This is a genomic window from Persicitalea sp., from assembly GCF_041751555.1.
Lineage (GTDB): Bacteria > Bacteroidota > Bacteroidia > Cytophagales > Spirosomataceae > Persicitalea.
The window spans coordinates 1-25,036 of the sequence record NZ_JBGSXF010000747.1 but is presented as its reverse complement, the minus strand read 5'-3'; the positions used below and the strand labels follow the sequence as shown (position 1 = coordinate 25,036).

Sequence of the window (25,036 nt, the reverse complement as noted above, 5' to 3'; positions counted from 1 at the left end):
TTCTGGATTTTCCCGACGGGAAAATAGCGGCTGTCGGGATGAGCAAAGTACCAGCCGCTCACACTGCTGGCCGGGTACATGGCGTAGCTTTCGGTGAGCGTAATGCCTAATCTTTCGGCATCAAGTAGTTCAAACAGGGCACGTTTTTCGGTGTGGTCGGGACAGGCCGGATAGCCGGGCGCGGGCCGGATGCCCTGGTACTTTTCCTTAATCAACAACTCATTATCTAGCTTTTCATCAGCGGCGTAGCCCCAGAATTCTTTGCGGACGCGCTTGTGCAATAATTCAGCGAAGGCTTCGGCCAGACGATCGGCTAGAGACTTGACCATGATACTATTGTAGTCATCGTGTTCGCGCTCGTATTTTTCCAGCAGTGCTTCGATGCCCAGACCCGCCGTAACGGCGAAGCCCCCAAGGTAGTCTGTTTGGCCACTTTCAAGTGGAGCTACGAAGTCGGACAGGCAGTAGTTGGGTAGATGCGATGCTTTTGGACTTTGCTGGCGCAGGTGATGCAAAACTGTAAGCGTGTCAGCCACGACCGCGCCGCCATCAAGCACATCCGTATTCTGTGAAGACACAGAACCGGATGAAGATGATGCGGCATCCTCTGCGTTGTGACGGCTGATTTTGTATTCGACATGGGAGTGCGAGCCATGACGCTCGCAAGGTACTTCCTGGCTCAATTCTTCGAAATCATGCAATAGAATATCGTCCTCGATGCGATTGGCTGGCCAGAATCCGATTACGGCGCGGGCTTGTAATAACTTGTCACGGATGATTTCGCCAAGCAGTACTGCCGCATCTTCGTAAAGTTTTTGGGCCTCTTGTCCCACAACTTTATCTTCGAGAATGGCCGGGTACTTACCGTGCAACTGCCAAGTCTGGAAGAAAGGAGTCCAGTCGATGTATTTTGCAATTTCGGCTAAATCGTAATTTTCCAAAACGCGGGTACCTAGGAATTGCGGGCGGGGCGGGATGTACCCGTCCCAATCAATTTTCACAGAATTTTCGCGAGCTTTCTTGATAGTAATCTGCTGCTTGTCGGTTTGTCGCTTGGCGTGGTCTTCGCGGAGTTGGGCGTATTCCGCCTTTATCTCAGACAGTACTTCAGCCTGGCTTTGGTCGCTTTGGGTCAACTTGCCCGCCACGGGTACCGAGCGCGAGGCGTCAAGTACGTGAATGACCGGACCGGAGTAATGCGGATCTATCTTGACAGCAGTGTGGATGCGTGACGTCGTGGCCCCGCCGATGAGCAGCGGCATGGTCATGCCCCGTCGCTCCATTTCCTTGGCAACGCCCACCATCTCGTCCAGCGAGGGTGTAATCAGGCCCGAAAGGCCGATGATATCGACATTATGCTCCTTAGCGGCGGCCAAAATTTTGTCAGTCGGGACCATCACGCCGAGGTCAATGATTTCGTAGCTGTTGCAGCCCAGCACCACGCCCACAATGTTTTTGCCAATATCGTGGACGTCGCCTTTCACGGTAGCCATCAGAATTTTACCTACCGCTTTTGCTTCTGCACTCTTATCGGCTTCGATATACGGCTGCAAATACGCCACGGCCTTCTTCATCACCCGCGCCGATTTCACTACCTGCGGCAGAAACATCTTACCTGCGCCAAACAGATCGCCCACGATGCTCATACCATCCATCAGCGGACCTTCGATTACTTCCAGCGGGCGGTCGAACAGGTGACGGCATTCCTCGGTATCTTCTTCGATATAATCGGCGATGCCTTTTACCAGCGAATGGGCAATACGTTCCTTTATCGGCATTTCCCGCCAGGTCAGGTCAGGGCCGGTTTGGACACGACCTTTCTGCGATACGGTGTCCGCAAAGGTCACTAACCGCTCGGTAGCGTCGGGACGGCGGTTGAGCAGTACGTCCTCGACCAGTTCCAAGGTTTCCTTCGGAATTTCGTCGTAAATACCGATTTGTCCGGCGTTGACGATACCCATGTCCAGCCCGGCTTTGATGGCGTGATAGAGGAAGGCCGTATGGATAGCTTCGCGGACTACCTCATTGCCCCGGAAACTGAAAGACACGTTGGACACACCACCCGATACCTTAGCGTGAGGCAGGTTCTCTTTGATCCAGCGCGTGGCATTTATGAAGTCCACAGCGTAGTTGTTGTGCTCCTCCATCCCCGTCGCGACGGTCAAAATATTAGGGTCGAAGATGATGTCCTGGGCAGGAAAACCTACTTTATTGACTAAGATGTCGTAGGCCCGCTGGCAAATTTCGATGCGCCGCTCGAAGTTGTCGGCTTGGCCAGTTTCGTCGAAGGCCATAACTACCGTGGCCGCCCCGTAGCGAAGTACTTTACGCGCCGATTCGATAAATTTCTCCTCGCCTTCTTTTAGCGAAATAGAGTTGACGATAGCCTTGCCCTGAACACACTTCAATCCCGACTCGATGACCTCCCACTTGGAGGAATCTACCATGATGGGTACTCGGGAAATGTCCGGTTCGGCGGCGATCAGATTCAGGAAAGTCTTCATGGCCTCCACACCGTCGATCATACCTTCATCAAGGTTAATGTCGATGATTTGGGCACCGTTTTCTACCTGCTCTCGGGCAATACTTAGGGCTTCGTCGTAGCTATTTGACCGAATCAGCCGGGCGAATTTCTTGGAACCCGTTACGTTGCAGCGCTCACCGATGTTGACGAAATTGGCGTCGGGCGTAATCTTCACAGGTTCGAGGCCCGAGAGTTTCATGTTTTTTTCAAAAACGGGCAGCGGACGCGGGCGATGCTTGGCCGCCAGGTCGGCAATAACGCGGATGTGATCGGGCGTGGTGCCGCAACAGCCGCCAATGATGTTGACCAGGTTATCTTGCAAAAAACCTTCGATAACCTCCCCCATTTGCTCGGGACTTTCGTCATACTCACCCATCTCGTTGGGCAGGCCAGCATTGGGGTGGGCCGAAGTGTTGAACGGCGACTCGTTGGCCAGCATTTGCACATAGGGGCGCATCAAATCGGCCCCCAAAGCGCAATTGAGGCCCACCGACAACAGCGGCAGGTGCGACACCGATGTAAGGAATGCTTCGGTCGTCTGGCCCGAAAGCGTGCGGCCCGAGGCATCGGTGATGGTACCTGATACCATGATCGGCAGTGGTTCGTGCTGCGGGTTTTCAACAAAAAACTTGTCGATGGCAAATAACGCCGCCTTGGCGTTGAGTGTGTCGAATACCGTTTCGACCAGCAACAAGTCCGCGCCGCCGTCGGCTAGGCCCCGTACTTGTTCGTAGTAGGCTTCCACCAGTTGGTCAAAAGAAATGGCGCGGTAGCCGGGGTTGTTGACATCGGGAGATAATGAAGCCGTGCGGTTAGTCGGCCCCATTGATCCAGCCACGAAGCGCGGTTTGTTTAGCTCCCGGGCGGTGAAGTCATCGGCCACTTCACGGGCCAGGCGAGCAGACTCATAGTTGAGTTCATAGACAAATTCCTCCATGCCGTAGTCGGCCATCGCAATGGTCGTACCAGAAAACGTATTGGTTTCGGCGATGTCAGCCCCGGCTTCGAAGTAGGCGGCGTGGATTTCTTTGATTACGTTGGGCCGAGTCAGTGACAGCAGGTCATTGTTGCCCTTTACGTCGTGCGGCCAGTCCCGGAAGCGTTCGCCCCGGTAATCTTCGTCTTCCAGCTTATATCGCTGGATCATAGTACCCATCGCGCCGTCGAGAACGAGGATGCGGTCTTTTAATATTTCACGGATGTTTGTCATTTGTCACTTTTCCCCCAACCCTCTCTCCTCATAGAATAAGGGAAGCTGTTTGGTAGAGGTTCCTTTGCTAATCTTTATTCGGCAAAATTGCCCATCAACTAGGTTTTATCCTAAAAACACAAAAATACTGCTATTTGCGTTTTATTGGAAATATTCGACAGTATTAGTTAGATTGTCTAGTACACGTAGTTTTATTAACAAAAACATCTACTAATGATAAAATAGTTAGATTTATCGCTATAATTTATCTAGTATTAAAATAGTTATTCAAATCCTCTGAGTTTAATTATCTAGAATTCAATCTGAACCGCCGGACGGTTCATTATTCATCCGACAAATGCACATTCTTGACGATACCGACCGCGCGATTCTGCGCTACCTACAGGAAGATTCCACTTTAAAAACCAGGGAGTTATCCGAGCGGCTACACCTTTCCTATACACCCGTGTATGAGCGAGTAAGAAGACTAGAACGGGAAGGCGTCATAAAAAAATATGTAGCGCTGGTTGATCGGGAGAAGGTGGGCAAAAAGCTGATGGTCTTTTGTCAGATTGCCCTGAAAGAGCACTCGTTGGCAATGGGTGAGAAATTTGTAGAAGCCATCATGGCCATTCCCGAAGTGCTGGAATGCCACAATATTTCGGGAGATTATGATTTTCAAATGAAAATTCTGGTCAGTGATATGCCCGAATATCAGCAGTTTTTGATGCAAAAACTAGGTTCTCTTGAAAACATTGGCAGTACCCATAGCCTGTTTGTGATGGGAGAAATTAAGAATAATTCGGGAATAGAGGTGTAAAATGAGGCATAGAGTAAGCGGGGAGCCCCGTGGCGCACAAAGTGGGGCTTACGCCTGCAAACTCTTAATCGAAACTTTGTGCCTTAAAAAATTAATTTCCCGTCAGCAGCAATTTCCCGCTACCACTGAAATTGATATTTCCCGATAAGAAGATACTTTTAGCAGTTTGGGAAGTAGTGATTTCGATGGAGTGGGGCCGCTTGATAAATACCTGTTGAACAGCTTGCGGAGCGTTGTCGTTGCGCCAGGCGGCGGTCGTACTCCACACGCCGGAAGACAGGCTTACGGGTGGTAGTCCGGAGGGCTGAGGTTTGGGCGTAATGCTGGTCGTTTGGCTAAGGAAAGGACTACCCACGATGGCATTGGCCCAAAGGCGGGCGGCTTCCGCCTGACCCACCTGGTTGAAATGAAGGTTATCCGTACGCCCCCAATTCTCGATCTGGTTCAGGTTTGGGCCTTCATAAGTTTGGGGATCTTGAGAAATCAGCGCATTCTGGGCAGCCAAAATATGATTGAGCGGGCCATTGTTCCAGGCGGATTTGGCCACCATCCAGGGAAAAGTACTTAGGTTGGACTCTTGCCGAGTTTTGGCCACAACCTGTTCGGAGTGAAATTTAAACTCAGCGGTGCTGCTCCCGCCATCGTTTACACCGTGGGCCGAGATTATACCCCGTAGTCCGCTGACCGGAGAATAATGATTGATAGTATTACGAATATTCACGTAAGGCATTCGGATAGAGTACTTGATAAATCCGTGGGTGAAGGGAATGTCGTAGGCAGCCATGTAGGTCTGTAGCATGTTGGAGCCACCGAAGGCCGCGCCGTAGAACAAAATCGGCACATTGAGCCGACTTGCTAGCGAGTCGCCCAATTGCCCCCAAAACCAGGGAATGTTGTGAAAGGGGGCGATAGTGTCGTTGAGATGTCCGTAGTGAAAAGGCAAGTGAGCGACATCTGCCGTTTGGTCATAGTCGCTCCATTGCTTTTTGTTGAGGAACTGAGCACTGTTGACGCGATCGTCCTGGCTGCCAACCGACGGGCTGGCCCCTCCCTGGGCATTGGAGTGGCCCACAATCAGGAAAACTTCTCCGATACCTACCCGCAGCAAAGTGGTAGTCGTAGCCGATGGCACTCCATTCATCACCCCTCTTACTTCCAGATTGTACCAGCCGCCCGACCCTGTGACGGTTCCGGAATAGTAACCCGATATAGGCGTCTGCTCGACCGCTTGCCAGGCAGTAGTAATACCTTGTCCCGCCGTACGGGCAACCAATCGCGCCTCAACCCGATCCAAGTCGGCAGAGCATTGTCCTCGGACGAACACAGCTGTTTGCCCCGCGTTGTCACGCTGCAATACTAATCGGCTATAAGGAAATTCAATAGAAATCTGAGCAGAAAGGCCCAGAGAAAGGGTTAATAACAGAGCTACAAAAAATAGCTTCCTGAGTCCATTAGAGGACAACTGTAAATTTACTTTGCGCATCGTGCCAACTTCACTAGTCAAATATGCAATCGATTACCAAGAAACAATAATTATTGTTTAAATCGAAATTTGTTTACAATAAAAAATAGGGAAACCCGATTCGGGCTTCCCTATTCACACATACTCCGCTTCAATACAATGCCTGCATTTACTTATGGCCGTGGCCAAACTTTTTGTTACCGCGTCCCTTAGTCTTTTCCAAAACTTTGTTAAATGTGTCATCGGCATTGAAAAGCAGTACTACTGGCGCGCCCGCCGTGGACAGCATCACGAAATGCTCGCCCGCCTCATTGGTTCCGGCCCGCTTCATTTCTGCCCCAGTATAATTGGCAACTACATAGGCACTTACGCTGGCTGGTAGGTCGGCAATTGCCACCTCAGTAAGCTTAGCGTGCTTGCGATAGTGCGAAAGTTCCTTAACGAAAGTACCTGCACTGTCGAAAATCAGTCCCTTATAGGTCCCATCAGCCAGCGTGAGTCCCACGACGACATTCCCCTGCGTATCGGTTCCAGCAAATTTCAGCGTGGCACCATCGTAGTTTGTGCCGATGTACGCCGTCACGGCAGCCGGAATGTCGGCCTCGGCCAGTTCAGTCAGTTTACCTTTGCAGTGCTTCTTGGTAACTGAGTCTTCCGCGACCGAGTAGCGGGCTGCCGACAGAACAACGTCGTTGAAGTCAGCGCTGCTGCTGGGATCCAGGTTGTCTTTCTGGCAGCTCATCATAACGGCTCCCGCGAAAGCGGCGATTAAAAACATTTTGATTTTCACGATTCTCATATTAAGTGGTTTGTTTTGTTTAAAGGATAGATAATTTCGATTGTGAATCCGGCTTCACAAAACAGTACGCCCCTGCATCAGAATTTGTGGCAACGACCTAAAAATATTTTTTTTAGAAATTAATATTTCACTATTGCCACAAATCCTGATGCAGGAGCGTACTTACTATTAGTTGAAAGTGTCCTCCCTATTACAAGCAATTTGCTATTCAGAAAAAAAAACCCTTTCCTCGAGGACGACCTCGCGAGCGTGCTGAAAGCCTGCGGGAAGGGGAACGCCCAGGCGCAACGGCTGCTGTTCCAGCAGTTCTTTGGCTACGTCAAGAGCATTTGTCTGCGATATTCGTCTTCGCCGGAAGAATCGGAGGACGTATTGAACGAAGCATTTTTGAAAGTATTCCAGAACTTGTCGAAGTACGACGACAAACAACCGTTCAAGCCTTGGCTGCGCACAGTGGTGGTCAATACGGCCATCAGCCACTACCGCAAGCTCAACAAGAAACAGCGCGATACCGTCGCATTGGAAGATGCCCCCGTCGCGCGTTTCGACGATAACATATTAGAAAACATTACGGCGGACGAGATTTTGGAACTGGTACAAAGACTGAGGCCCGACTACCGAAATGTGTTTCTGATGTACGCGGTGGACGGTTACGGCCACCGCGAGATTTCGGAGATTCTCGTCATCAATGAAGCCACGGTGCGCTCACATTATGCCCGCGCCCGCGCTCGGCTACAACACCTTGTTAAGCAGTATTATCCCGACCTTTTTCCGACAGACTGGGAGATGAAGTCATACAAACAAAATGAAAACTAATCGATTTGAAGAAATTTTACGCCGGAAACTCGAAAGCCTGAAACCCGACTTTCAAGAGCAGGATTGGAACAAGTTTCAATCCTTTCAGCAACACGCTGCGCCTTCTTTCTGGCAAACTTACGGACATTGGCTCGGCTACGCGGTGGCGGTGCTTACTACCGCTACGGTGGCCATACTGTACGTGAGCCAGTCGCGGCAGAATGATGCGCTGCTGCGCGAAATGCATGCGCTCCGGGAGCAGGTTGTGGCGAGGGGGGAGGCATCGGCTGGTGATGAGGGTGAAGTCAAAACAGGTGAAATGTCCGCTTCATATCCCGACACGGTATATGTAATTGAATCCCGCGTAGTTTACCGGGATCCTATCGTCCATGAAAGTACCGCTACACGGCCAGATTTAATCGAGTCATCTGAAAATGCTGCTTTGGATTTAGGGAAAGATTCCGATGAGCGAAACGTCGAGAAATCGAAGGATTTGGCGGCGAGCAGTAGCGTCCGGCAAGACTCAACAGAACGTCTGCCCCGAGAACTCGCTATAAATGCTGATCAATCCAGGAAGGAAGAAGATTTTATAGGAGGAAATACCACAGTACAGCCTTTGAAGAGCCGCCAGCCAATTTCAATCGAGACAGCACCGGGCGATGCCTCGCCAACCGCTATGCCGGCACCTACCAACAACCAGACACTGGATCGCCGCCTGGTTCTGGACAATATTCAGCCCTTACCTACACCGACGCTGCCTGAGACAAGTAGAACAAAGTACCGTCTTTTGACAAACCGAGTGCCCAAAGCAATCCGTAAATTGGACGTTCCGATGGTAGCGAAGTTGGAAAATGTAGAAAAAAGTAATTCTGCCTTACCCGAGGTAGTTTCGACGGAAAAAACTGAGAAGACTACGAAAGAGGAAAGTCTATTGCCCAAATTCGGCCTCAACCTACCTTTCCGGGTTGGTGCGGGTCAACAATGGGAGGGCCGAACCAGAGCTTTTTCTTTATGGAATGAAGCACTACTAGGTGAGCATTGGTCGGTACAAGCGGGATTGAGTTGGCAAAAACTGGAAGACCAGAAGTTTTTTGACGAGCTAATCTTCAAGAAAAAAATGCGCTCGGATTTTCGGAAAGATCACGCCGGAAAACTACCCCCTAGTTTCGATATTTTCAACATTAGTACCAGTACCAAATTGATTAGGATTCCGCTCAACCTGACCTATCGAAATGAGATCGGCAAAGACTTTTCCTATTTTGTGGGCGCGGGTACCAACCTCAATTTGAGGGCTAAGCAGACTCTATCCTTCGATTTCAAACGGCCTTCGCGGGATTATGGACAGGAAACCAAGGAGCGCAACATCGTGTTTCCGGCGATTAATAATGTGAACGCGCTCGTTGGTTTGGAGAAACGGTGGAGTCCTATTGTGCTACAGGTAAGTTCGTTCCTGAATACGCGCTTTAAGACCTTCATCTTCCTCGACGACCGTACTGATGTAGGACTGCAAGTGAAGCTACTCTACGAATTCAACACCAGTAAAAAGAAGTAGTTTGCCTACCAGACCTGATCCAGATCTTTTGGCGTATACAAATGATTGCGCTCTGTAAAGGCTGACTCCTTGTTTTCGCTCTTCAGCGAAAGCGGGTTTTTCCTGCCCATCCGCGATAAAAACGCGATAGGCGACAAGATCAAGAAGAAGACGATCGAGAGCAGAATTCGCCCGTTGATCGCGCCCAGAATTTCGGCAATCTTGAACCAGCCTTTTACGATCCACTCACCCACAATGGGGATGGCGATGCACAGCACGCCCACAGTCGCCGCTGCGTAAAGCATCCACGGGTACCTGGATTTGAAAATGAAATAAATTACGAGCAGTCCAGTCACGATGACGAGCTGCGCTTTGGCCCTGTCGGCTTCGGAGATTTTGTTTTCCAATTTTTTAATTTTGAATCATAGAATGAGTGAATGATAGAATACATTGTCTGGTATTCTATCATTCACTCATTCTATGATCGATTTAGAACAAAGTATAAATGAACGGAGCTACGGCTGAGCCACCACCGATGACGATCAAGACTCCGATGAGGAGAAGCACAATGATCACTGGTGCCAGCCACCACTTTTTACGCTCCTTCATGAAGGAAAACAGGTCGTTTAAGAAATCCATTGTTATTTGTGTTTATCTGTTGAATCTTTTTGGCGTTGCGCCACCTTAATGTGTAATTGTTGAATTAATACTGTACTTGTTTTTTTGTACTTTCTACCTCCCCTCTGAGGATGTTAATTCGCTGCCGATAGAGCCGCCCGACAATGTAAGTTTTTGCCACCTTATTGTTTTGTCGCTTGCTCCATCATTCCATGTACCCGGTTCGCCATCAGGGCGTTTACTGCCGGGCCGGCGTGGCCGTCGTTTTTTCCCACGACGCGATCTTTGTCAGCTATTTTTTTTATACCGTCGGTAAGCGTGATCACTCTTACACCGTGTACCTTCAAATAATCCTCTACCGGTCGGGTGTACTTTGCGCTTTTGTCCAATTGGAACAGGAAAGGCACAAATACGGCGTACATTTTAGCGTTGGTGCTGTCGCGGTAAGCCAGCATTTGGCTCAAGTCCCGAAAGTGTGCGTTCAGTACCGTTGAGTCAGTATACGATTTCTGGACAAAATCCTCAAAAGTACTGAACGAGGCGTGGGGCAATTGCCAATAGACAAAATTAGGCAAATAAAATCGCTTCACCACTGTGGCCCATGATCCATGCAGGTCGTTGTACGGTTCGGCTCCGGTGAGCGTTTGGCCGTTTTCGCGGGCAGCTTTCTCAATGTCGTTGGGAAAGTACTGCAACACGATCACATCAGGTTTTACCGGAAACTCCATCAAGCGTTTTGCTTCGTCGCGGGTGTCGGAACCCGACACGCCCAGGTTATAAACTACGTACTTGTCTTTGCCCAATTTGCTCTCCAACTGATCGGAAAATCGCTCGTCCAAACTTTCCAAGCCGTGTCCGGCGGCAAAGGAATCGCCGATGACCAGTACCTTCGTTTTATTGCTTCCTTTCTCAATCTCTTTGTCACGGTAGCCCTGCGCGTTGACGGGGTGCCAGTACTTTTCCCACCAGATTTGGGAGGCTTTAGAAAGTACCCCCTCGTGGCTTTGGGGGATGTACATAAAGATTATTTCCAGAAACACCAGCACAACTACCAGCGGAACTACCAGGGTCAAGATGTTAGCCATTATCCCCTTGGCCTTTGTCTTGACTACCCCGTAATAAAATATCCGCAGAATCTCGATCACAAACAGTAGCCAAAACATCGTCTTGTTCAACCGAATGTAGAAACTATCGCTCTGCGGAAACCCCGGATAGCCAAACGTGACGTGAAACTTATCGGGATAGAAAAGAAACACGAACAGCACCCCAAGTAAGGCGAGACGGATGAAGCTGGTGAGGGCTTTTGACATGGAAATCAATTGGGAATTACGAAATTAGTGATTGTCGGAATAAAAACTATTCCTTGATTCCGACATTCATTAATTCCAAATTAATCTAACACAAACTCCTCTTGCCAATTGTCCTTCTCCTGCCATTCGGGTTGTTGGCGCTTGTCGAACAGGTAGTTGCCAACGACAAGGTAGTCCATTTCGGTACGCATGAAGCAGCGATAGGAGTCGTTGGGCGTGGAGACGATCGGTTCGCCGCGCACGTTGAAACTTGTGTTCACGATTACGGCATAACCCGTCAATTCTTTGAAAGCATTGATGAGTTCCCAGTAACGCGGATTGGTTTCCTTGTGCACCGTCTGAATCCGGGCCGAGTAGTCGATGTGCGTGATCGAAGGCAAATCCGACCGTTCAAAGTACAGCTTATTACGCAAATCCATCGAGTCATAGCCCGCCGGAAGCGGGTTGCGACGTTCCTCGGCCACAGGATGCACCAATAACATATAAGGAGAAATACCATCGTATTCGAAGTACTCGGCGCAGTTTTCAGCCAGCACCGAAGGGGCGAAGGGGCGAAACGATTCGCGGTACTTAATTTTCAGATTCAACTTCTTCTGCATCTCGGAATTGCGCGGGTCCCCCAGGATACTGCGGCCACCCAGTGCGCGTGGGCCAAATTCCATTCGGCCCTGCACCCAGCCAACTACATTGCCATCGGCAAGGAGTTTTGCCGCCTCATTGCTCAATTCTTTGAAATCTTCAAAATGGGTGTAAGTTGCTTTGTACTTTTTAGCGGTCAGCTCAACATCCAAATCCGAAAAGGTCGGGCCGAGGTAGGAGCCGCGCATGTTGTCGTCTTTCCAAGTGATATTTCGTTCCTGACCAAAGAAAATATGGTAAGCAGCCTGCGCTGCGCCTAAAGCCCCGCCCGCGTCGCCGGCGGCAGGTTGGATGAAAACATCCTTGAAAATGCCTGCCTTTTGAATCTTCCCGTTAGACACGCAGTTGAGGGCAACGCCCCCCGCCATGCAGAGGTAGTCGGCCCCGGTAAGGCGTTGGGCTTCGCGGCCCATTTTGATCACAGCCTCCTCGGTCACGCGCTGAATGGCCAGGCCAAGGTTGCAGTGTTCAGCTTCCAGTGAGTCTTCGGGGTTGCGCTTCTTGAAACCAAAAAGTCGCTCCCAAGCGGGTTCATCTACCATTTTTAGTCCCGTGGCGTAGTCGAAGTACTTTTGGTTGAGCCACACGGAGCCATCCTCTTTCAGCTCAATCAATTCTTTTAGGATGATATCCACGTAACGTTCCACTTCCGGCGAAGTAGGGTTGCCGTAAGGGGCTAAGCCCATCAATTTATACTCGCCCGAGTTTACTCGAAAGCCCAGAAAATACGTAAAGGCGGAGTACAAAAGCCCTAGCGAATGCGGAAAGCGGAGTTCCTTGAGAATAGTAATATCCTTGCCCTCGCCCAGACAAATCGAAGCGGTAGCCCACTCCCCCACCCCATCGATGGTCAGGATGGCGGCTTTTTCGTAAGGAGAAGGATAAAAGGCAGAAGCAGCGTGAGACAGGTGGTGCTCAGGGAAAAGCATCTTGACGGGCTTCTTCTTGTCGTACCCCAACTTTACAAGCTCTTCCTTAATAAGGCGTTTCAGAAACATCTTTTCCTTGATCCACACGGGCATAGCCGTAATGAAGGAGCGAATGCCCTTGGGCGCAAAGGCGTAATAGGTTTCCAACAGTCGCTCAAATTTCAGTAGTGGCTTGTCGTAAAAAACTATCGCGTCCAGTTCGTTGAGCGTCACGCCGCCGTACTCGAGGCAGAACTGCACGGCATTGGATGGGAAGCCAGGATCATGCTTTTTTCGGGTGAAGCGTTCCTCCTGCGCGGCGGCTACGATCACGCCATCATCTATCAAAGCCGCTGCCGAATCGTGGTAGAAGGCCGAAATTCCTAATATTTTCACCTATAAGGTATTGAGTTGTTGATCCGTCAATTTGACAATCTGGTTGGTTGATTTGGAACTCGGTGAGCCAAATCGGGGGCAAAACTAGGCATATCTACATTAACATCAAACGTTGAGCTGCGACCGTAACCTAAATATAGTGCAAAAAGAGGCGTGCTCAACTTACCGTTGGGCTGCTAGTCAAAATCAATTTTAGAGAATACAAAATCGGTCATTAGACAAACAAGGTGCACCTTCCAGCGCGTGTATGTCTATAAATTAATCCCTTTGGATTCACCTCAATAGTTTTCGCACTAAACATAGAAAAGTTCAGTGCACCTAAAATCTTTATTACGTTATAATAAATCTTATTATTTTTGCATTTCATCTATCCCCCTCTATCATGCATAAAAAAATTCTATTTACAGCTATCTTTCTGATTTTCAATTTAATAATTATTGAATTAGGGCTTCGGCTATTCAACTACATTCATCCCACCTCCATATTTCATCGGGAAGACTACAATCAATACCGGGGTAAACCTAACTCGGACAGTTACGGATACAAGCTGAACTCCAAAGGATTCAAGGACGTGGAGTATAATAAAAAAAAGGGGGAGGGAGCCTATCGAATCGTGGGGATTGGGGACTCATTCACTTTCGGGGTACCACCCTACCCTTACAATTTCCTGACTCTGCTGGAAGATACTCTCAATACGGTTTCATCCCTTCCTCCCGTGGAGCTTATCAATATGGGAATATCCAGCACAGGGCCACCCCAGTATCTTTCTTTAATTACAGATGAAGCCTTAGACCTCGAGCCCGATATGGTGCTATTGTCCTTTTTCGTCGGGAACGATATCCGGGAAAGCTCCCGCCACTCGCTGAAAAGAAGGGTTTACACCTACTCTTACCTTACGTCTGCACTTTACTATCTTTATAAAGCGTCGACCGGCCTGAGCCAAAACAATATGTTCACCAGCTACGGAGAGGGTTCCGCTTATTGCGACACCTGTCACGCTTTCAAATCCTCGCAATACCTGGATATTGAGACTGAACGCAGCTATATTTTTCAAAAGAACAATCCTGAATGCCAGCGAAATACCGAGGATGCGCTCATTTATATGAAACAGATCAAAAGCCTGTGCGATCGCGCAGGAACCAAATTGGTCGTGACCCTCGTCCCCGATGAGATGCAAATCAACCAGGCATTACGGCAGCAGATAATGACTAACGCTAAAATTTCGGCTGACAAGTGGGATAATTTACAACCCAACCGATGGGTAACCCGGGAATTGATTATGGAAGGTATTCCGGTCATCGACTTGTTCCCCGCGTTTGCCTCTTTCCCGAGCGACACTGCCCTATATAAGCCCAATGATTCCCACTGGAACATTCGGGGAAATCAGTTAGCGGCGCATGAATTGGCAAAATCAATACCTGACCTTATTGAACAGGAATGAACTCGAAACAAAACTACTGCAACTTAATCCGCCGCACATTTACTGGTATGCACAGGGCTTTGAAATCGCCACATTGACAGTCGCGCTGCATCATCGTCAACCGGACATCCTGCGTGCACCCCGAGTCATTGTAAATGCGTACCAGGTAGGATTGGCTGGCTGCCGTGGGATTGCTCAAATCATTTATTATAGAACCATTCGAGGGAATTGCCTGGGGCGTATCGAAGAGAAAACCAGCTGTTCCTACCTGAACATTGAATTTCTCGTCCGATTTGAAACCAGTTATGTCGATGCGCCCATCACTGTTGGCGTTCAGGTCGGTGCAGGTCACACGCTCGATGATAGCCTGCACCTTGAGTGCGGGCTTCACCGTAACTGACACGGTATCAATACAGGCTTGGCTTTGCGTCATGATGAAGCGATAAATTCCTGCATTGGCCAGGCCTTTCACCTGACCTGACTGATTGACCGTTGCGGGTGAGGGGTTGCCTGCAGCTGCTGTCCAGGTTTGTCCTGTCGTCGCAATGGGTAGTTTCAGAGAATCGACACCCGCGCAAACTGTCGTGTCGCGGCCCGCATCTACCCAGCAGTCTTCAAAGGCGGCATCGAAATTCAACTGACTCTGGCCGGGGGCTCCGGTTTTTACCATCATGGCCGGAAAACCCTGTAAGTTGGCGGGCATGTCGGCACCAGCGATCTGAGCACGGTTACCGATCTGGGATTCGGTAGTTTTTTGAGTGGCGGTCTGCGAGGTAGAAACCAGACGGTAGGCTTTATTTTCAACCGAAAGAACTTTCTGAGGTTTATCAAATTGTGGTGAGTCACTGGAAGCACCCAACGCGATATAATAGGTAGAATTGGGCTTTACCGTGCCCCCCCCAAACAGATAGGTACCATCCTCTTCGCTGGCAATTTGGCTCACAAGCTTTCCTTTGGCATCATACAGCCCTACCGAGGCACCCGCCAGCGGGACTTCGTCGGGATCCTGAATGCCGTTTTTGTTAGCATCGACCCACAGGCGGTTACCGATCAGGATGGGAGCCGCTTCGCAGAGCGCACGGATGCTGCCCAGCCCATTGGCTTTGCCCAAATACTGCTCATTGTTTTCACCATTGTAAATCTCGAATGCCTTCATCCGATTACCGCTTAGGTTGCTGTACCAAGCCATGCCACCCGTCCAAACGGTGAACGGCTCGATCACGGCAGCGACTACTTCGTCATTGCCTGGCACCACCACCATGGACCCCATGAATGTTTCCTGCTGAATGACTTCGCCCGTAAAGGCGTCTTTGTACAAATCATCTCCGTAAAACTCACCGCCACCAGGTCCCTGGTTATTGTCTGCGCCAGTACCGCTGCGCTGGCCCGACTTACCGTTCTTCTCTAATTTGTAAGTTCCGTTGGCATAAACCTGGGCGCGCAGGATATCGCCGCCAATGTAGCCGCTGTAACGGGCGGCGCTGGAAGGAATACTGAACTGATTACGGCTGGTTTGATGGCCCGTGCGATCCATCAAACCTATTATCAGCGAGCCATCGGTGTCAAATTCGATGTCGGAAAGGATCGGTTGCGGACGCGAAGCGCGGTAGGTAGGAATGCCTCCTTCGGTATTGAGCAGTGAAGTGGTCAGGTCGCCGAATGTATCGGTCCAGGGTTCCCAGTATTCACTCTGTGGCACTCCGGCATGTACCCAACCCTTACGGTAGTTCAGGGCTTCGCTGATGATAGGTGAATTGATAAACTGACTGGTTTTCAAATCATAACGATATACGTAGGCCCTCAGATTGTCGCGGGTACCGCCAATAGCGCCAGCGTCGCAAGTCATACCCACGTATAGTGAGCCTTCGTGATATTCCAGCGCCCAGGGCCGGGACTGTCCAGCCACACAACCGGGATTGGGTAGCGTATAGGAATTAATGTCGGATGCTACCAACTGTCCGGCGGGTTTGGTAAGGGGAATACGCACCAGTGTTTTTTGGAACAAATTGACCACCCAGAGAGAATTCTCATCCGGAGTGAGTGCTATCCCACCTATTCCTACCTTGCCCACCATTCCAAAGGCCATAGAATCGAGACTGGGCACCTTGAAGTCGGCGGGAAGTACGCGGTTGGCGATCAGAATGCTATCAGCGGGGCTGCTAAGCCTGACAAATTTGGCAAGATCGAGGTAAGGGATCGTTTCGGGCGATTCCCCCAAAAGATCGGATCGGTAGACTCCTCCCAAACCCAGGGAACCCAGTCCGCTATGTCGCTTGAGAAAGGCGGAGAAGAATAGTGCTTTGTCCTGTCGTCGATACGCCCCTCCCCATACCGTGCCCGTCATGGCACTGGTAGCCAGTGGATTGGGAGCAGCACCCTGCCCCGATGCACTGTATGGAAGATGCACAATAGAAGCCAGCGAACCCGAATTGGTGCCTTCGGCCAACGGGTCGCCCATCACGAAGCAGGAAGCCACCAGATTGGGCGTGATGTTGCTGCAATACGACAAAGGGTCGATTATTCCCAAATTCACAGCAGAAACGGGGGTAGTAACGAATTGTACGGCACTGCCATTTCCCTGGCCAGGGGTACTTTCATAAGATTCATAAGGCAGATTACTGAACTCCACCCGTACTTTCTTGCCACTGGCAATCTCAAAGCTGAAGCTACCTAGCGAGTCGGTGTTGGTGGTTAGTGGAGTGGTGGAGCCAGTGAGGTAAGCGCGAACCTGAATGCCACTTACACCCGGCTCGGTCGGGAAAGAGGTCTGTTGGGTACCGTCGCCGTTAAAGTCGCGGTACACGTTGCCGCTGAGCTGGGCTATTGCTGCCGGGGAGAAGGCGAGGAAAAACAGCCAGAAGAGTAAGTTTGGGGCGTCGAAACTCCGACGGAGCTTCGACGCTCCTGGGCCTTGATAAACGATTTTCATGGGTGCAGTATTTACATTCGATTAGAGTTACCGCGAAGACCGTGCCATTTTTCGATTTTGTTTTTTCTAAGAAAAAATTTCTTAGAAAAAACATATATAATATTCTCTAAGTCAGAATTTTATACTAAAAAAAATACTTATAATGCGTGTCTCAACAAATCACAAATCCGTAGCCAGCCAATACAATCAGCGTTAAACTCAGCCAATATTTAGCGTAATTTGGGCGATGAGCGACGAGCACAAAAATGAGCCAGGAAACCAGTGGCTCAGTCCCCATGAGGCATACGAGATCAGGATTGCGACAGCAAGTACCATGGATGATGCTTCGGGCTTTGCACTTTATCTCTACAACACTACTCAGCACCTTGCTACTCAACGGCATAGCCATCCCTTCTCGATGGAACTCCGACGCGTCCATACAAAGCAAACCGTCGCTCTCCTCCGTGCCGACCACGACGACGAAGAAGCCGTTTCGCTCCCCCACGCTCCCTTTGGTGGTTTAGAATTCGCGGAGGAAGTACCGCATGAAGTACTGTGTTATTTGATTTCGACCATCGAGGACTACTGCCGCACACAACAACTCTCGAAGATGACAGTCAGGCTTCCTCCGGCCAGCTATGATTCAAAGGGTTTTGCAGTACAGGAAAAAGTGTACGAAGACCAGGGGTACTCGGTAGTTAATTCGCTGATCAATCATCACATTCCGGTTGATGATACTCCATTCATCGACCGAATTCACCCTTCTGAGCGAAAGCGCCTGCGCAAGTGCCAACGGGCGGGCTTCGAAGCGGAAAAATGGGATAACCCTGATCCGTCAAAAGTCTTTTCATTTTTGGCAGAGAGCCGAAAGCGACAAGGCTATGCCCTATCATTGGATCTTGAGCAACTCCAATCATTACTCGCTCAACTACCCGACAAGGCTAAGGTTTTTGTTGTAAAAGACGGCGAAGAAATCATCAGCCTCACCGTCGCCATCCGGGTGAATCAGCGCATTCTGTACAACTTCTGTCCTGCCGATAACCTCGACTACCGCGCTTTCAGTCCAACCGTGTTGCTGAATAAAGCTTTGTACGAATACGCCCAAAACGAGGGTGTAGAACTCATCGATCTCGGCGTGTCACTAGACCACCTGGGCAACGAAAAGGCGTCACTGATTTGCTTTAAGGAGAACTTGGGCGGCCATCCTTCTGCGAAACTGACGTATCAGAAGATTTTTGAATAAAACAACCTTTCCTGCCTCGATCGATCCCAAATATATTGTAAAGTGGACAGCCAATTCTGTATTTGTTCTGTCGCAGTCTGCTAATTCTTTAACTTTGTCTTTTCCGAATAGTAAGACGGATTGTGAAGTTTTGATTAAGGGAGATGTGTTTGAAATATTTTCTGAGAAAAAACTGATAAGTTCGGGTACGGTGACCGCTATTTGTTAGCTGCATTTGACCCACTTGTTTCTATAAAAAAACTCCCCCTAGTTGATATGAAGCTAAAAACTATCCGTACAATCCTGAATCATCCGCTCAATAAAAACAGAAAACTGGCCGCTTTGGTCAACTTCCTCAAACGGGGCGTTGCCATCAGAATTCACCAGCATCCGATGATCTACCCCTTCGTCGAAGGTACTTTCCTGGTGGTGGAAAAGGGCATGTCCAGCGCCGAAATACAAATATATACGGGCTTGTACGATACCAGCGAAATGCTGTTCATCATGCATTTTCTGCGGGAAGATGACACCTTTGTGGATGTGGGGGCCAATATCGGGGTATATACTGTGCTCGCTTCCGGCGTGGCGGGTGCCAGATCCATTTCTTATGAGCCCATCCCCTCCACTTTTGCCAGCCTGGCGAGGAATGTAAACTACAATTCGTTGCAAACGAAAGTAGAGTTGGTCAACTGCGGGGTTGGGGACAGGGCAGACACGATTACGTTCTCTAATTCCCTGGATGCGATCAATCACGTCATTTATGAGGAAAACTTTTCGGGAAGTACGATCGACGTTCCGGTCGATTCGCTCGACAATCTGCTGGAAGGAAAAGCAGCAAACGTTTTAAAGATCGACGTCGAGGGCTACGAAGTGAACGTCGTCAACGGAGCGACGCAAGTTTTGGAGAACCCCAAGTTGAAGGCCATTCTGATAGAAACCAACGGCCTGACCGATCAGTACGAATTTGGGCAGAACTACCTACACGACAAACTACTCGGACTGGGATTCCAGCCCTGCCAGTACCTGCCTAAAGAAAGAAAATTGGAACCGATCACTGGAACTGGCGCTCAGAACACCATTTATATCCGTGACATGAGCTTCGTTGCAAAACGGCTTGAATCGGGGAGAAAAATTCGGCTCGGGCGGGAGTCGTTTTAACGAAAACCAGGCTCAAATTCCCAGGCAGTTGCCGGGCCGGTAGAACACGGTCGAGCAGAATTCGTAGCTCACGATGGGCCCCATTCCGTAGAAGTCGAGCCGCCTGAAACCTAGATTTTCCATAAAATCCTTGGCTGGCTGGTAGTGATCCCGCTCCGAGTTATCCAGGATTAGCACCCCGTCCTCTGTCAGGTACTTTTGAGCGTAAAGCGCGCATTCTACCCGCTCCCGGCCATCCACCACCACGATGTGGTACTCCTTTCCGCTTTCGCTCACAGCTTCAATATATGCTTTGCCCAGTTCTCTGAACAGCACATCCGCGTTGGCAGGAAGACCCGGCCTGACGATTTCTACCCACGCTTCCTCGTGTTCCACGGCGGTGATCTGCTTTACCCGGCCCGCGTACCATTGCGTGGAATTGCCTGAGCCGTATTCGAAGACCTCAAAATTCGGCTTAAGCCTCGGCCCCAGAAAAAAAATGAACGGGTAGGTGTACCAGGGCAGCGGATTGCCTTTGGCATCGACGGAGCGCTTCGAGTGGTAGCTCTGGAACCAACCGTACTTTTTCAAGGCTCCTTCCATGTGCATTTGCACGCTACCCCCCAATCCAAGCTGATTGAGGCCGCGCCAAATCGTTTTTTTGACTGTCTGGATCATTCGTAGAGGTTGACCACTCGGCCATTGTAGTTTGTCTGCAAAAAATAGTCTTCAATCCCGCTGCCCACGGCCACCTTTCACGCGTTCCCAGACACCCGCTACCAATCCGTTGATGTCTTCTGAGATGCGCAACCAAACGACAAGTACGGCAAAAATCCCCGTCAGCAAAGCCGATTGCAACACCAGTACAATCATGGCCGAAGCGACGGTTTTTGGGTAATCAGGCAGCAGGAAGGTCAGGGCGTACAGTAGCAGCAGGATCACCGCGACCTGAAGCGTCTTCCAGGAAAAGGGCAACACTCCGAATTTCCAGTACACGAACGTCATGCGGGAGAGGGAGTAAGCCAGCGTGGTAATGGCCGTGGCGATGGCGGCGCCGGTGAACCCGTAGAGCGGAATCAGCCACAGGTTCAGCGAGAAGCCCAGGATAGCCGAGCCGATGATAAGCAGCGTGGCGACCCGGAAGTACTTCGAATACAAGATAATTTCGGAGTTGAGGCCCGTAGCGATGTCGAAAACCTTCACCAGCGCGATGAACAGTACCACGAACTTGCCTTCACCGTAGGTTTCGCCCTTGGGAATAAGGTAGAAAATCTCGTCGATACCGACCCAGATCAGCAGAAAAAACAAGCCTCCGGCGATCAATTGGTTGAGGGCCGACTTGCGATTCATGGTCTGGACATGTTCGAGGTCGTTGTTCTGAAGCGAACTCGAAATGAGGGGAATGGATATTTGGGCAATGGCCTTACGGGGAATCTCGATGACACCCGCAATGTAGGTGGCAATGATGAATATGCCCGCGCTAAGTAACCCGCGCTCCCCCGCCAGCATGGAACGGTCGATAAACAGCATGATATTGACCCCGATGCCGCCCAGCAGGGTGAAGCCCCCGTAACCCAGGATCTGCCACAGCAGGGGGTTAGTCAGGATGCTGCGATTGGGCATTCGCCAGTACCATTTGCCCAAATGACGGATGTACACAAACAGAATCACTACGGCCAGTGCGTAAGAGGCCACCATGAGATACAGGAGCCAGTCGAAACTGATCCAGCCAAAGCCAAAAATGAGGATGAGTGCCAGGTTGGCCAGGCGCAGGTACACCTCACGGATAAAGTTTGGGATGGCGATACGGGAATTGTTGCGGCAATATGCGTCCAGAACCGAAATGTAGATCCAAAAGGCAGTGAGCGGAATCACCAACAGGTAATAACGCAGAATCAGGGGCGACTGCTCGATGTAGTAGGCGCGGATGGCGTCGGCGCAGGCCAAATAAATCAGGCTAAATAACAGAGCACCAATGAAGGGGAGTAGCAGCAGAAAAGGCAGAATACCATTGTGCTTCTCTTCATCGTCGCGGAAAAGGCTGAAGAATTTATCGGCGATGAAAGGAGTGCCCAGGTGGGCAAAGGCCGCGAACATAAGGCTATTCTCGAATAAGAGCCGCGACAGCGCCAACTGCTCCACCGACAGAAATTTGGTGGCCACGTACATCTGGTTGACAATGCCTATGCCCACCCCGATGTAAGACCCCAAACTCGCCTTAAGACTCTGACGGACGACTATTCCCAATTATTTAGTGGAGAGTTGAAAGTTGAGAGTTGAGAGTGCCGCGACGCGGATAGCCATACTTGTACATGGAGTTGAAAATTTTCATGATCGCCTGGCGACCCCGTCATAATTCATCACTCCCTTCCTGTATTTTTCAATTAAAATCTTCGCAATGCGTTCGGCGGCCCGGCCGTCCCATAGGGGCGGGATGGTGCCTTGTTTGCCCTGCCCGCCGAGGATTTTTCCAACCATATCATCGGCCGATGCCGGATCAAGATCGCTAAGTAGGTAGTTAGTACCCAACTCCACCGTCACGGGACGCTCGGTACTGGGTCGGAATGTGAGACAAGGTACCCGCAGATAGGTAGTTTCCTCCTGAATCCCGCCTGAATCAGTAACCACAAGCGCGGCATTTTCCATTAGGTTCAGAAATTCCAAATAACCTTGCGGTTCGGCGAGCGTCACGTTTTCGATCGTTTCCAATTCTTCCAGCAACCCAAACTTTTGCAGGTTACTCCGAGTGCGCGGATGAACCGGAAACAGTACGGATAACCGGGCAGCAGTATTTTTGACCACACCGAGTACGGCCCGCAAGCCCTCCACCGTATCCACGTTGCCGGGGCGGTGCATGGTCATCAGCACGTATTGTTTCGGGTGCAGCTTCCACTTTCCCAGGACATCCAGTTCGTTGGCTTTCCTTCGATAATCCACCAGCGAGTCGATCATCACATTGCCCACAAAGTGGACTTTGTCTCTTGGCGTCCCCTCTTCTTCAAGGTGATCCAACCCGGACTGCTCAGTGACAAACAAATGGTCAGAAATACGGTCGGTCAGGATGCGGTTGATCTCTTCGGGCATTCGGCGGTCGCCGCTACGAAGTCCGGCTTCTACGTGCACCAGCGGCACCTGTTCCTTCACGGCCACTAAGGCGCAGGCGATGGTAGAGTTCACATCGCCTACGACCAGCACCACATCCGGCCTTTCGGTTTGCATGATCGGCTCAAATTCCAGCATGATCCGGGCAGTTTGCTGGCTGTGAGTGCCGCCGCCAACGCCCAGGAAGTAATCTGGCTGGGGAAGTTGCAGTTGCCTAAAAAACACGTCAGACATTTTTGCGTCGTAGTGCTGACCCGTATGGACGATTTTGGATACGATGCCTTCGTGGGTAAAGGCGCGGTGCAACGGTGCCACTTTCATAAAGTTGGGCCTGGCACCTACAATACTGAGAATTTTCAAAAAGCAGGCTCGTTTTTTGCACAAAAGTACGAAACCTATTCCAACGCAGGCCATCTTTTGCGGGCGGACGGCGTTTTACACCCGCATTTTACGCTTATATTTGGCACGAAGAGCAGTATCGAATTTGCCACAGTACGAAATGATAACTACCCAGCTCGCCCCGATCGCCCTTTTCTGCTACAATCGCCCGTTACACCTACAAGAGACGCTGGAAGCCCTGCGGCGCAACCCGCTAGCCTCGCAAAGTGAGTTGGTTGTTTTCGCAGATGGCCCGAAGGATGAAGCGGATGCGATTTTGGTGCGGGAGGTGAGAGCACTGCTCGACGGAACTCAGGGTTTTGGACACACGAAAATCAAGGTCGCCGAACACAACCAAGGACTAGCCCGGTCGGTGATTAAAGGAGTGAGCGAACTACTCGAAAACCACGAAAAAGTTATCGTTCTGGAAGATGATATGCTGTGCACCACCGATTTTCTGGATTATATGAATTCGGTGCTGACCGTATATCAAGGTCGGCCAGATATATTTTCGGTGACGGGCTACACGCCCCCGATTTCTCTGCCTGCTGCCTACGGCGAGGAAGTTTATCTGGTGCCGCGCGCCAGCTCGTGGGGCTGGGGTACTTGGCGCGACCGCTGGCGGAAAGCAGACTGGCAGGTGGAGGGATTCGAAAAAATCAGGGCAGACTCCGGCTTTCGAAACCGGATGGAGGCCGGCGGCGAAGACCTGTGGCCGATGTTGGTCAAGCAACAGCGGGGTCAAATCGACTCCTGGGCCATCCGCTGGACCTATTCTCAAGTACAGCACCAGGCTTACGGGCTGTACCCAGCCAAATCCAAAATCAAAAATATTGGCACCGATGGCAGCGGCACAAATTTCACCTTCAAAACGGCAGCCTACGGTCAGGAACTCGTTGAGGGCAATTTGTCCCTCCCCCCCGATTTGCAGCCTGAACCTACCGTAGTGGAAGCATTCCGACGTTTCTACAGCCTGCCTTGGCGGGTGAAATTAAAGAACCGAATAAAGCACGGAATCTAAAAGGATAGCATTTACCAATTGTAAATATGCAGGAAATCAGAGAAATAGGAAAAGTGAACTGGACGCGGGAAGAGATTATCGCCTCCATTCCCGAGTTTTTGGCTTTATACAAAAACAAACCCATTGCCAGTAACGAAGGCGGCATGAAAACGCCTCACTTGTTTGCGACTTGGTTCATGCTCAAAAAACTCAACCCCGCCCAGGTCGTCGAGAGTGGAGTGTGGAAAGGGCTGGGAACCTGGTTGATCGAGCAGACCCTGCCCGAAGCCCGGATTTATAGCATCGATGTCAATCCGAAGTTTAGGGAATACCGTTCTGATCGGGCGCAGTACTTCGAGCGGGATTTCAGCAAATTGGACTGGTCGATGATTGAAGACAAGGAAAACACCGTACTGTTTTTCGACGATCACCAGAATGCTTTCGAGCGCATCGTACAAGGCAAGGCGTTGGGTTTCAAGAAATTTATTTTTGAAGATAATTACCCGGCGCAAACTGGCGACTGCTATTCGCTGAAGAAAGCATTTCAATATGCGGGTTTTAAGCCCGGGTTGTACGCCGGGAGCCTGCTGTACCGTTTGAAGCAAATCGTAATGTGGCCAAGCCGAAATCGAATTAAACCCAATGCCCAGGATGCCGCGTATCTGAATGAGGTGCTGACTACTTACCACGAGTTCCCTCCCGTTTTCAAGAGCGACATGATGCGAAACGGCGACGCCTGGACCCAAGAAAACTACCCTACTCCCGCTCCGCTTTTCACGAAGGTAGAACACGATTTCCTGCAGGTATTCCAGGACGAAGCCATGTACTATACCTGGATTTGCCTCGCTGTTCTGAAATGACGCGACGCGTCACAGACG

Annotated in this window: 19 protein-coding genes; 8 read left to right on the top strand and 11 right to left on the bottom strand. The window is 50.4% G+C overall.

What is annotated here, in order from left to right; genetic code table 11:
* Positions 1-3,734, bottom strand: a 3,734-nt coding sequence (gene metH, locus ACEW8P_RS26095) for a methionine synthase (RefSeq protein ID WP_373515996.1), incomplete at its 3' end; no start/stop codon positions are given.
* Positions 3,735-4,071: 337 nt separating this feature from the next.
* Here metH and ACEW8P_RS26090 point away from each other — a divergent pair.
* Positions 4,072-4,533 carry an Lrp/AsnC family transcriptional regulator gene (locus tag ACEW8P_RS26090; protein ID WP_373515995.1) on the top strand — a complete coding sequence of 154 codons (462 nt, stop codon included), beginning with the start codon at positions 4,072-4,074 and terminating at the stop codon, positions 4,531-4,533.
* Positions 4,534-4,624: 91 nt separating this feature from the next.
* Here the strand turns inward: ACEW8P_RS26090 and ACEW8P_RS26085 are convergent, their stop codons facing one another.
* Both ACEW8P_RS26085 and ACEW8P_RS26080 read right to left on the bottom strand, forming a co-directional pair.
* A complete protein-coding gene (locus tag ACEW8P_RS26085; protein ID WP_373515994.1) occupies positions 4,625-5,857 on the bottom strand; it encodes a hypothetical protein in 1,233 nt (410 codons plus the stop codon).
* Positions 5,858-6,164: 307 nt separating this feature from the next.
* The gene (locus ACEW8P_RS26080) at positions 6,165-6,794 is read right to left on the bottom strand and encodes a hypothetical protein (RefSeq protein ID WP_373515993.1); all 630 of its coding nucleotides are present in this window, start codon (positions 6,792-6,794) and stop codon (positions 6,165-6,167) included.
* A 201-nt stretch (positions 6,795-6,995) separates the two neighbouring features.
* Between ACEW8P_RS26080 and ACEW8P_RS26075 the strand changes: the two genes are divergently transcribed.
* Entirely contained in the window at positions 6,996-7,610 is a 615-nt protein-coding gene (locus ACEW8P_RS26075; protein WP_373515992.1) for an RNA polymerase sigma factor, read from the top strand.
* Positions 7,600-9,141 (top strand): hypothetical protein, encoded by a 1,542-nt coding sequence (locus ACEW8P_RS26070; RefSeq protein ID WP_373515991.1) that lies wholly within the window; start codon positions 7,600-7,602, stop codon positions 9,139-9,141. Before ACEW8P_RS26075 ends, ACEW8P_RS26070 begins: the two co-directional genes overlap by 11 nt.
* Positions 9,142-9,146: 5 nt before the next feature.
* Here the strand turns inward: ACEW8P_RS26070 and ACEW8P_RS26065 are convergent, their stop codons facing one another.
* The 4 genes from ACEW8P_RS26065 to ACEW8P_RS26050 form a co-directional block, all read right to left on the bottom strand.
* Positions 9,147-9,527 (bottom strand): SxtJ family membrane protein, encoded by a 381-nt coding sequence (locus ACEW8P_RS26065; RefSeq protein ID WP_373515990.1) that lies wholly within the window; start codon positions 9,525-9,527, stop codon positions 9,147-9,149.
* An 82-nt stretch (positions 9,528-9,609) separates the two neighbouring features.
* On the bottom strand, positions 9,610-9,759 hold the full coding sequence (locus ACEW8P_RS26060; RefSeq protein ID WP_189563039.1) for a DUF5989 family protein: 150 nt from the start codon (positions 9,757-9,759) through the stop codon (positions 9,610-9,612).
* 161 nt (positions 9,760-9,920) lie between these two features.
* On the bottom strand, positions 9,921-11,048 hold the full coding sequence (locus tag ACEW8P_RS26055) for an SGNH/GDSL hydrolase family protein (RefSeq protein ID WP_373515989.1): 1,128 nt from the start codon (positions 11,046-11,048) through the stop codon (positions 9,921-9,923).
* An 80-nt stretch (positions 11,049-11,128) separates the two neighbouring features.
* Positions 11,129-12,991 (bottom strand): carbamoyltransferase, encoded by a 1,863-nt coding sequence (locus ACEW8P_RS26050; RefSeq protein ID WP_373515988.1) that lies wholly within the window; start codon positions 12,989-12,991, stop codon positions 11,129-11,131.
* A 382-nt stretch (positions 12,992-13,373) separates the two neighbouring features.
* Between ACEW8P_RS26050 and ACEW8P_RS26045 the strand changes: the two genes are divergently transcribed.
* Positions 13,374-14,432: a hypothetical protein gene (locus tag ACEW8P_RS26045; protein WP_373515987.1), complete on the top strand. Its 1,059-nt coding sequence runs from the start codon at positions 13,374-13,376 to the stop codon at positions 14,430-14,432.
* 13 nt (positions 14,433-14,445) lie between these two features.
* Here ACEW8P_RS26045 and ACEW8P_RS26040 read toward each other — a convergent pair whose 3' ends face one another.
* Positions 14,446-17,340, bottom strand: a complete 2,895-nt coding sequence (locus ACEW8P_RS26040; RefSeq protein ID WP_373515986.1) for an SdrD B-like domain-containing protein — start codon at positions 17,338-17,340, stop codon at positions 14,446-14,448.
* 226 nt (positions 17,341-17,566) lie between these two features.
* On the opposite strand from ACEW8P_RS26040, the gene ACEW8P_RS26035 reads away from it, so the two are divergent.
* Both ACEW8P_RS26035 and ACEW8P_RS26030 read left to right on the top strand, forming a co-directional pair.
* Positions 17,567-18,562 (top strand): GNAT family N-acetyltransferase, encoded by a 996-nt coding sequence (locus ACEW8P_RS26035; protein ID WP_373515985.1) that lies wholly within the window; start codon positions 17,567-17,569, stop codon positions 18,560-18,562.
* 255 nt (positions 18,563-18,817) lie between these two features.
* A complete protein-coding gene (locus ACEW8P_RS26030; protein ID WP_373515984.1) occupies positions 18,818-19,699 on the top strand; it encodes an FkbM family methyltransferase in 882 nt (293 codons plus the stop codon).
* A gap of 12 nt (positions 19,700-19,711) precedes the next feature.
* Here ACEW8P_RS26030 and ACEW8P_RS26025 read toward each other — a convergent pair whose 3' ends face one another.
* From ACEW8P_RS26025 to wecB, 3 genes are all read right to left on the bottom strand, one after another.
* Entirely contained in the window at positions 19,712-20,356 is a 645-nt protein-coding gene (locus ACEW8P_RS26025) for an FkbM family methyltransferase (protein WP_373515983.1), read from the bottom strand.
* Between the two features lie 51 nt (positions 20,357-20,407).
* Positions 20,408-21,925: a lipopolysaccharide biosynthesis protein gene (locus ACEW8P_RS26020; protein WP_373515982.1), complete on the bottom strand. Its 1,518-nt coding sequence runs from the start codon at positions 21,923-21,925 to the stop codon at positions 20,408-20,410.
* A gap of 81 nt (positions 21,926-22,006) precedes the next feature.
* On the bottom strand, positions 22,007-23,140 hold the full coding sequence (gene wecB / locus ACEW8P_RS26015; protein WP_373515981.1) for a non-hydrolyzing UDP-N-acetylglucosamine 2-epimerase: 1,134 nt from the start codon (positions 23,138-23,140) through the stop codon (positions 22,007-22,009).
* 139 nt (positions 23,141-23,279) lie between these two features.
* On the opposite strand from wecB, the gene ACEW8P_RS26010 reads away from it, so the two are divergent.
* Both ACEW8P_RS26010 and ACEW8P_RS26005 read left to right on the top strand, forming a co-directional pair.
* A complete protein-coding gene (locus ACEW8P_RS26010) occupies positions 23,280-24,179 on the top strand; it encodes a glycosyltransferase (RefSeq protein ID WP_373515980.1) in 900 nt (299 codons plus the stop codon).
* A 26-nt stretch (positions 24,180-24,205) separates the two neighbouring features.
* Positions 24,206-25,018 (top strand): hypothetical protein, encoded by an 813-nt coding sequence (locus tag ACEW8P_RS26005; protein WP_373515979.1) that lies wholly within the window; start codon positions 24,206-24,208, stop codon positions 25,016-25,018.
* Positions 25,019-25,036: the final 18 nt, after the last annotated feature.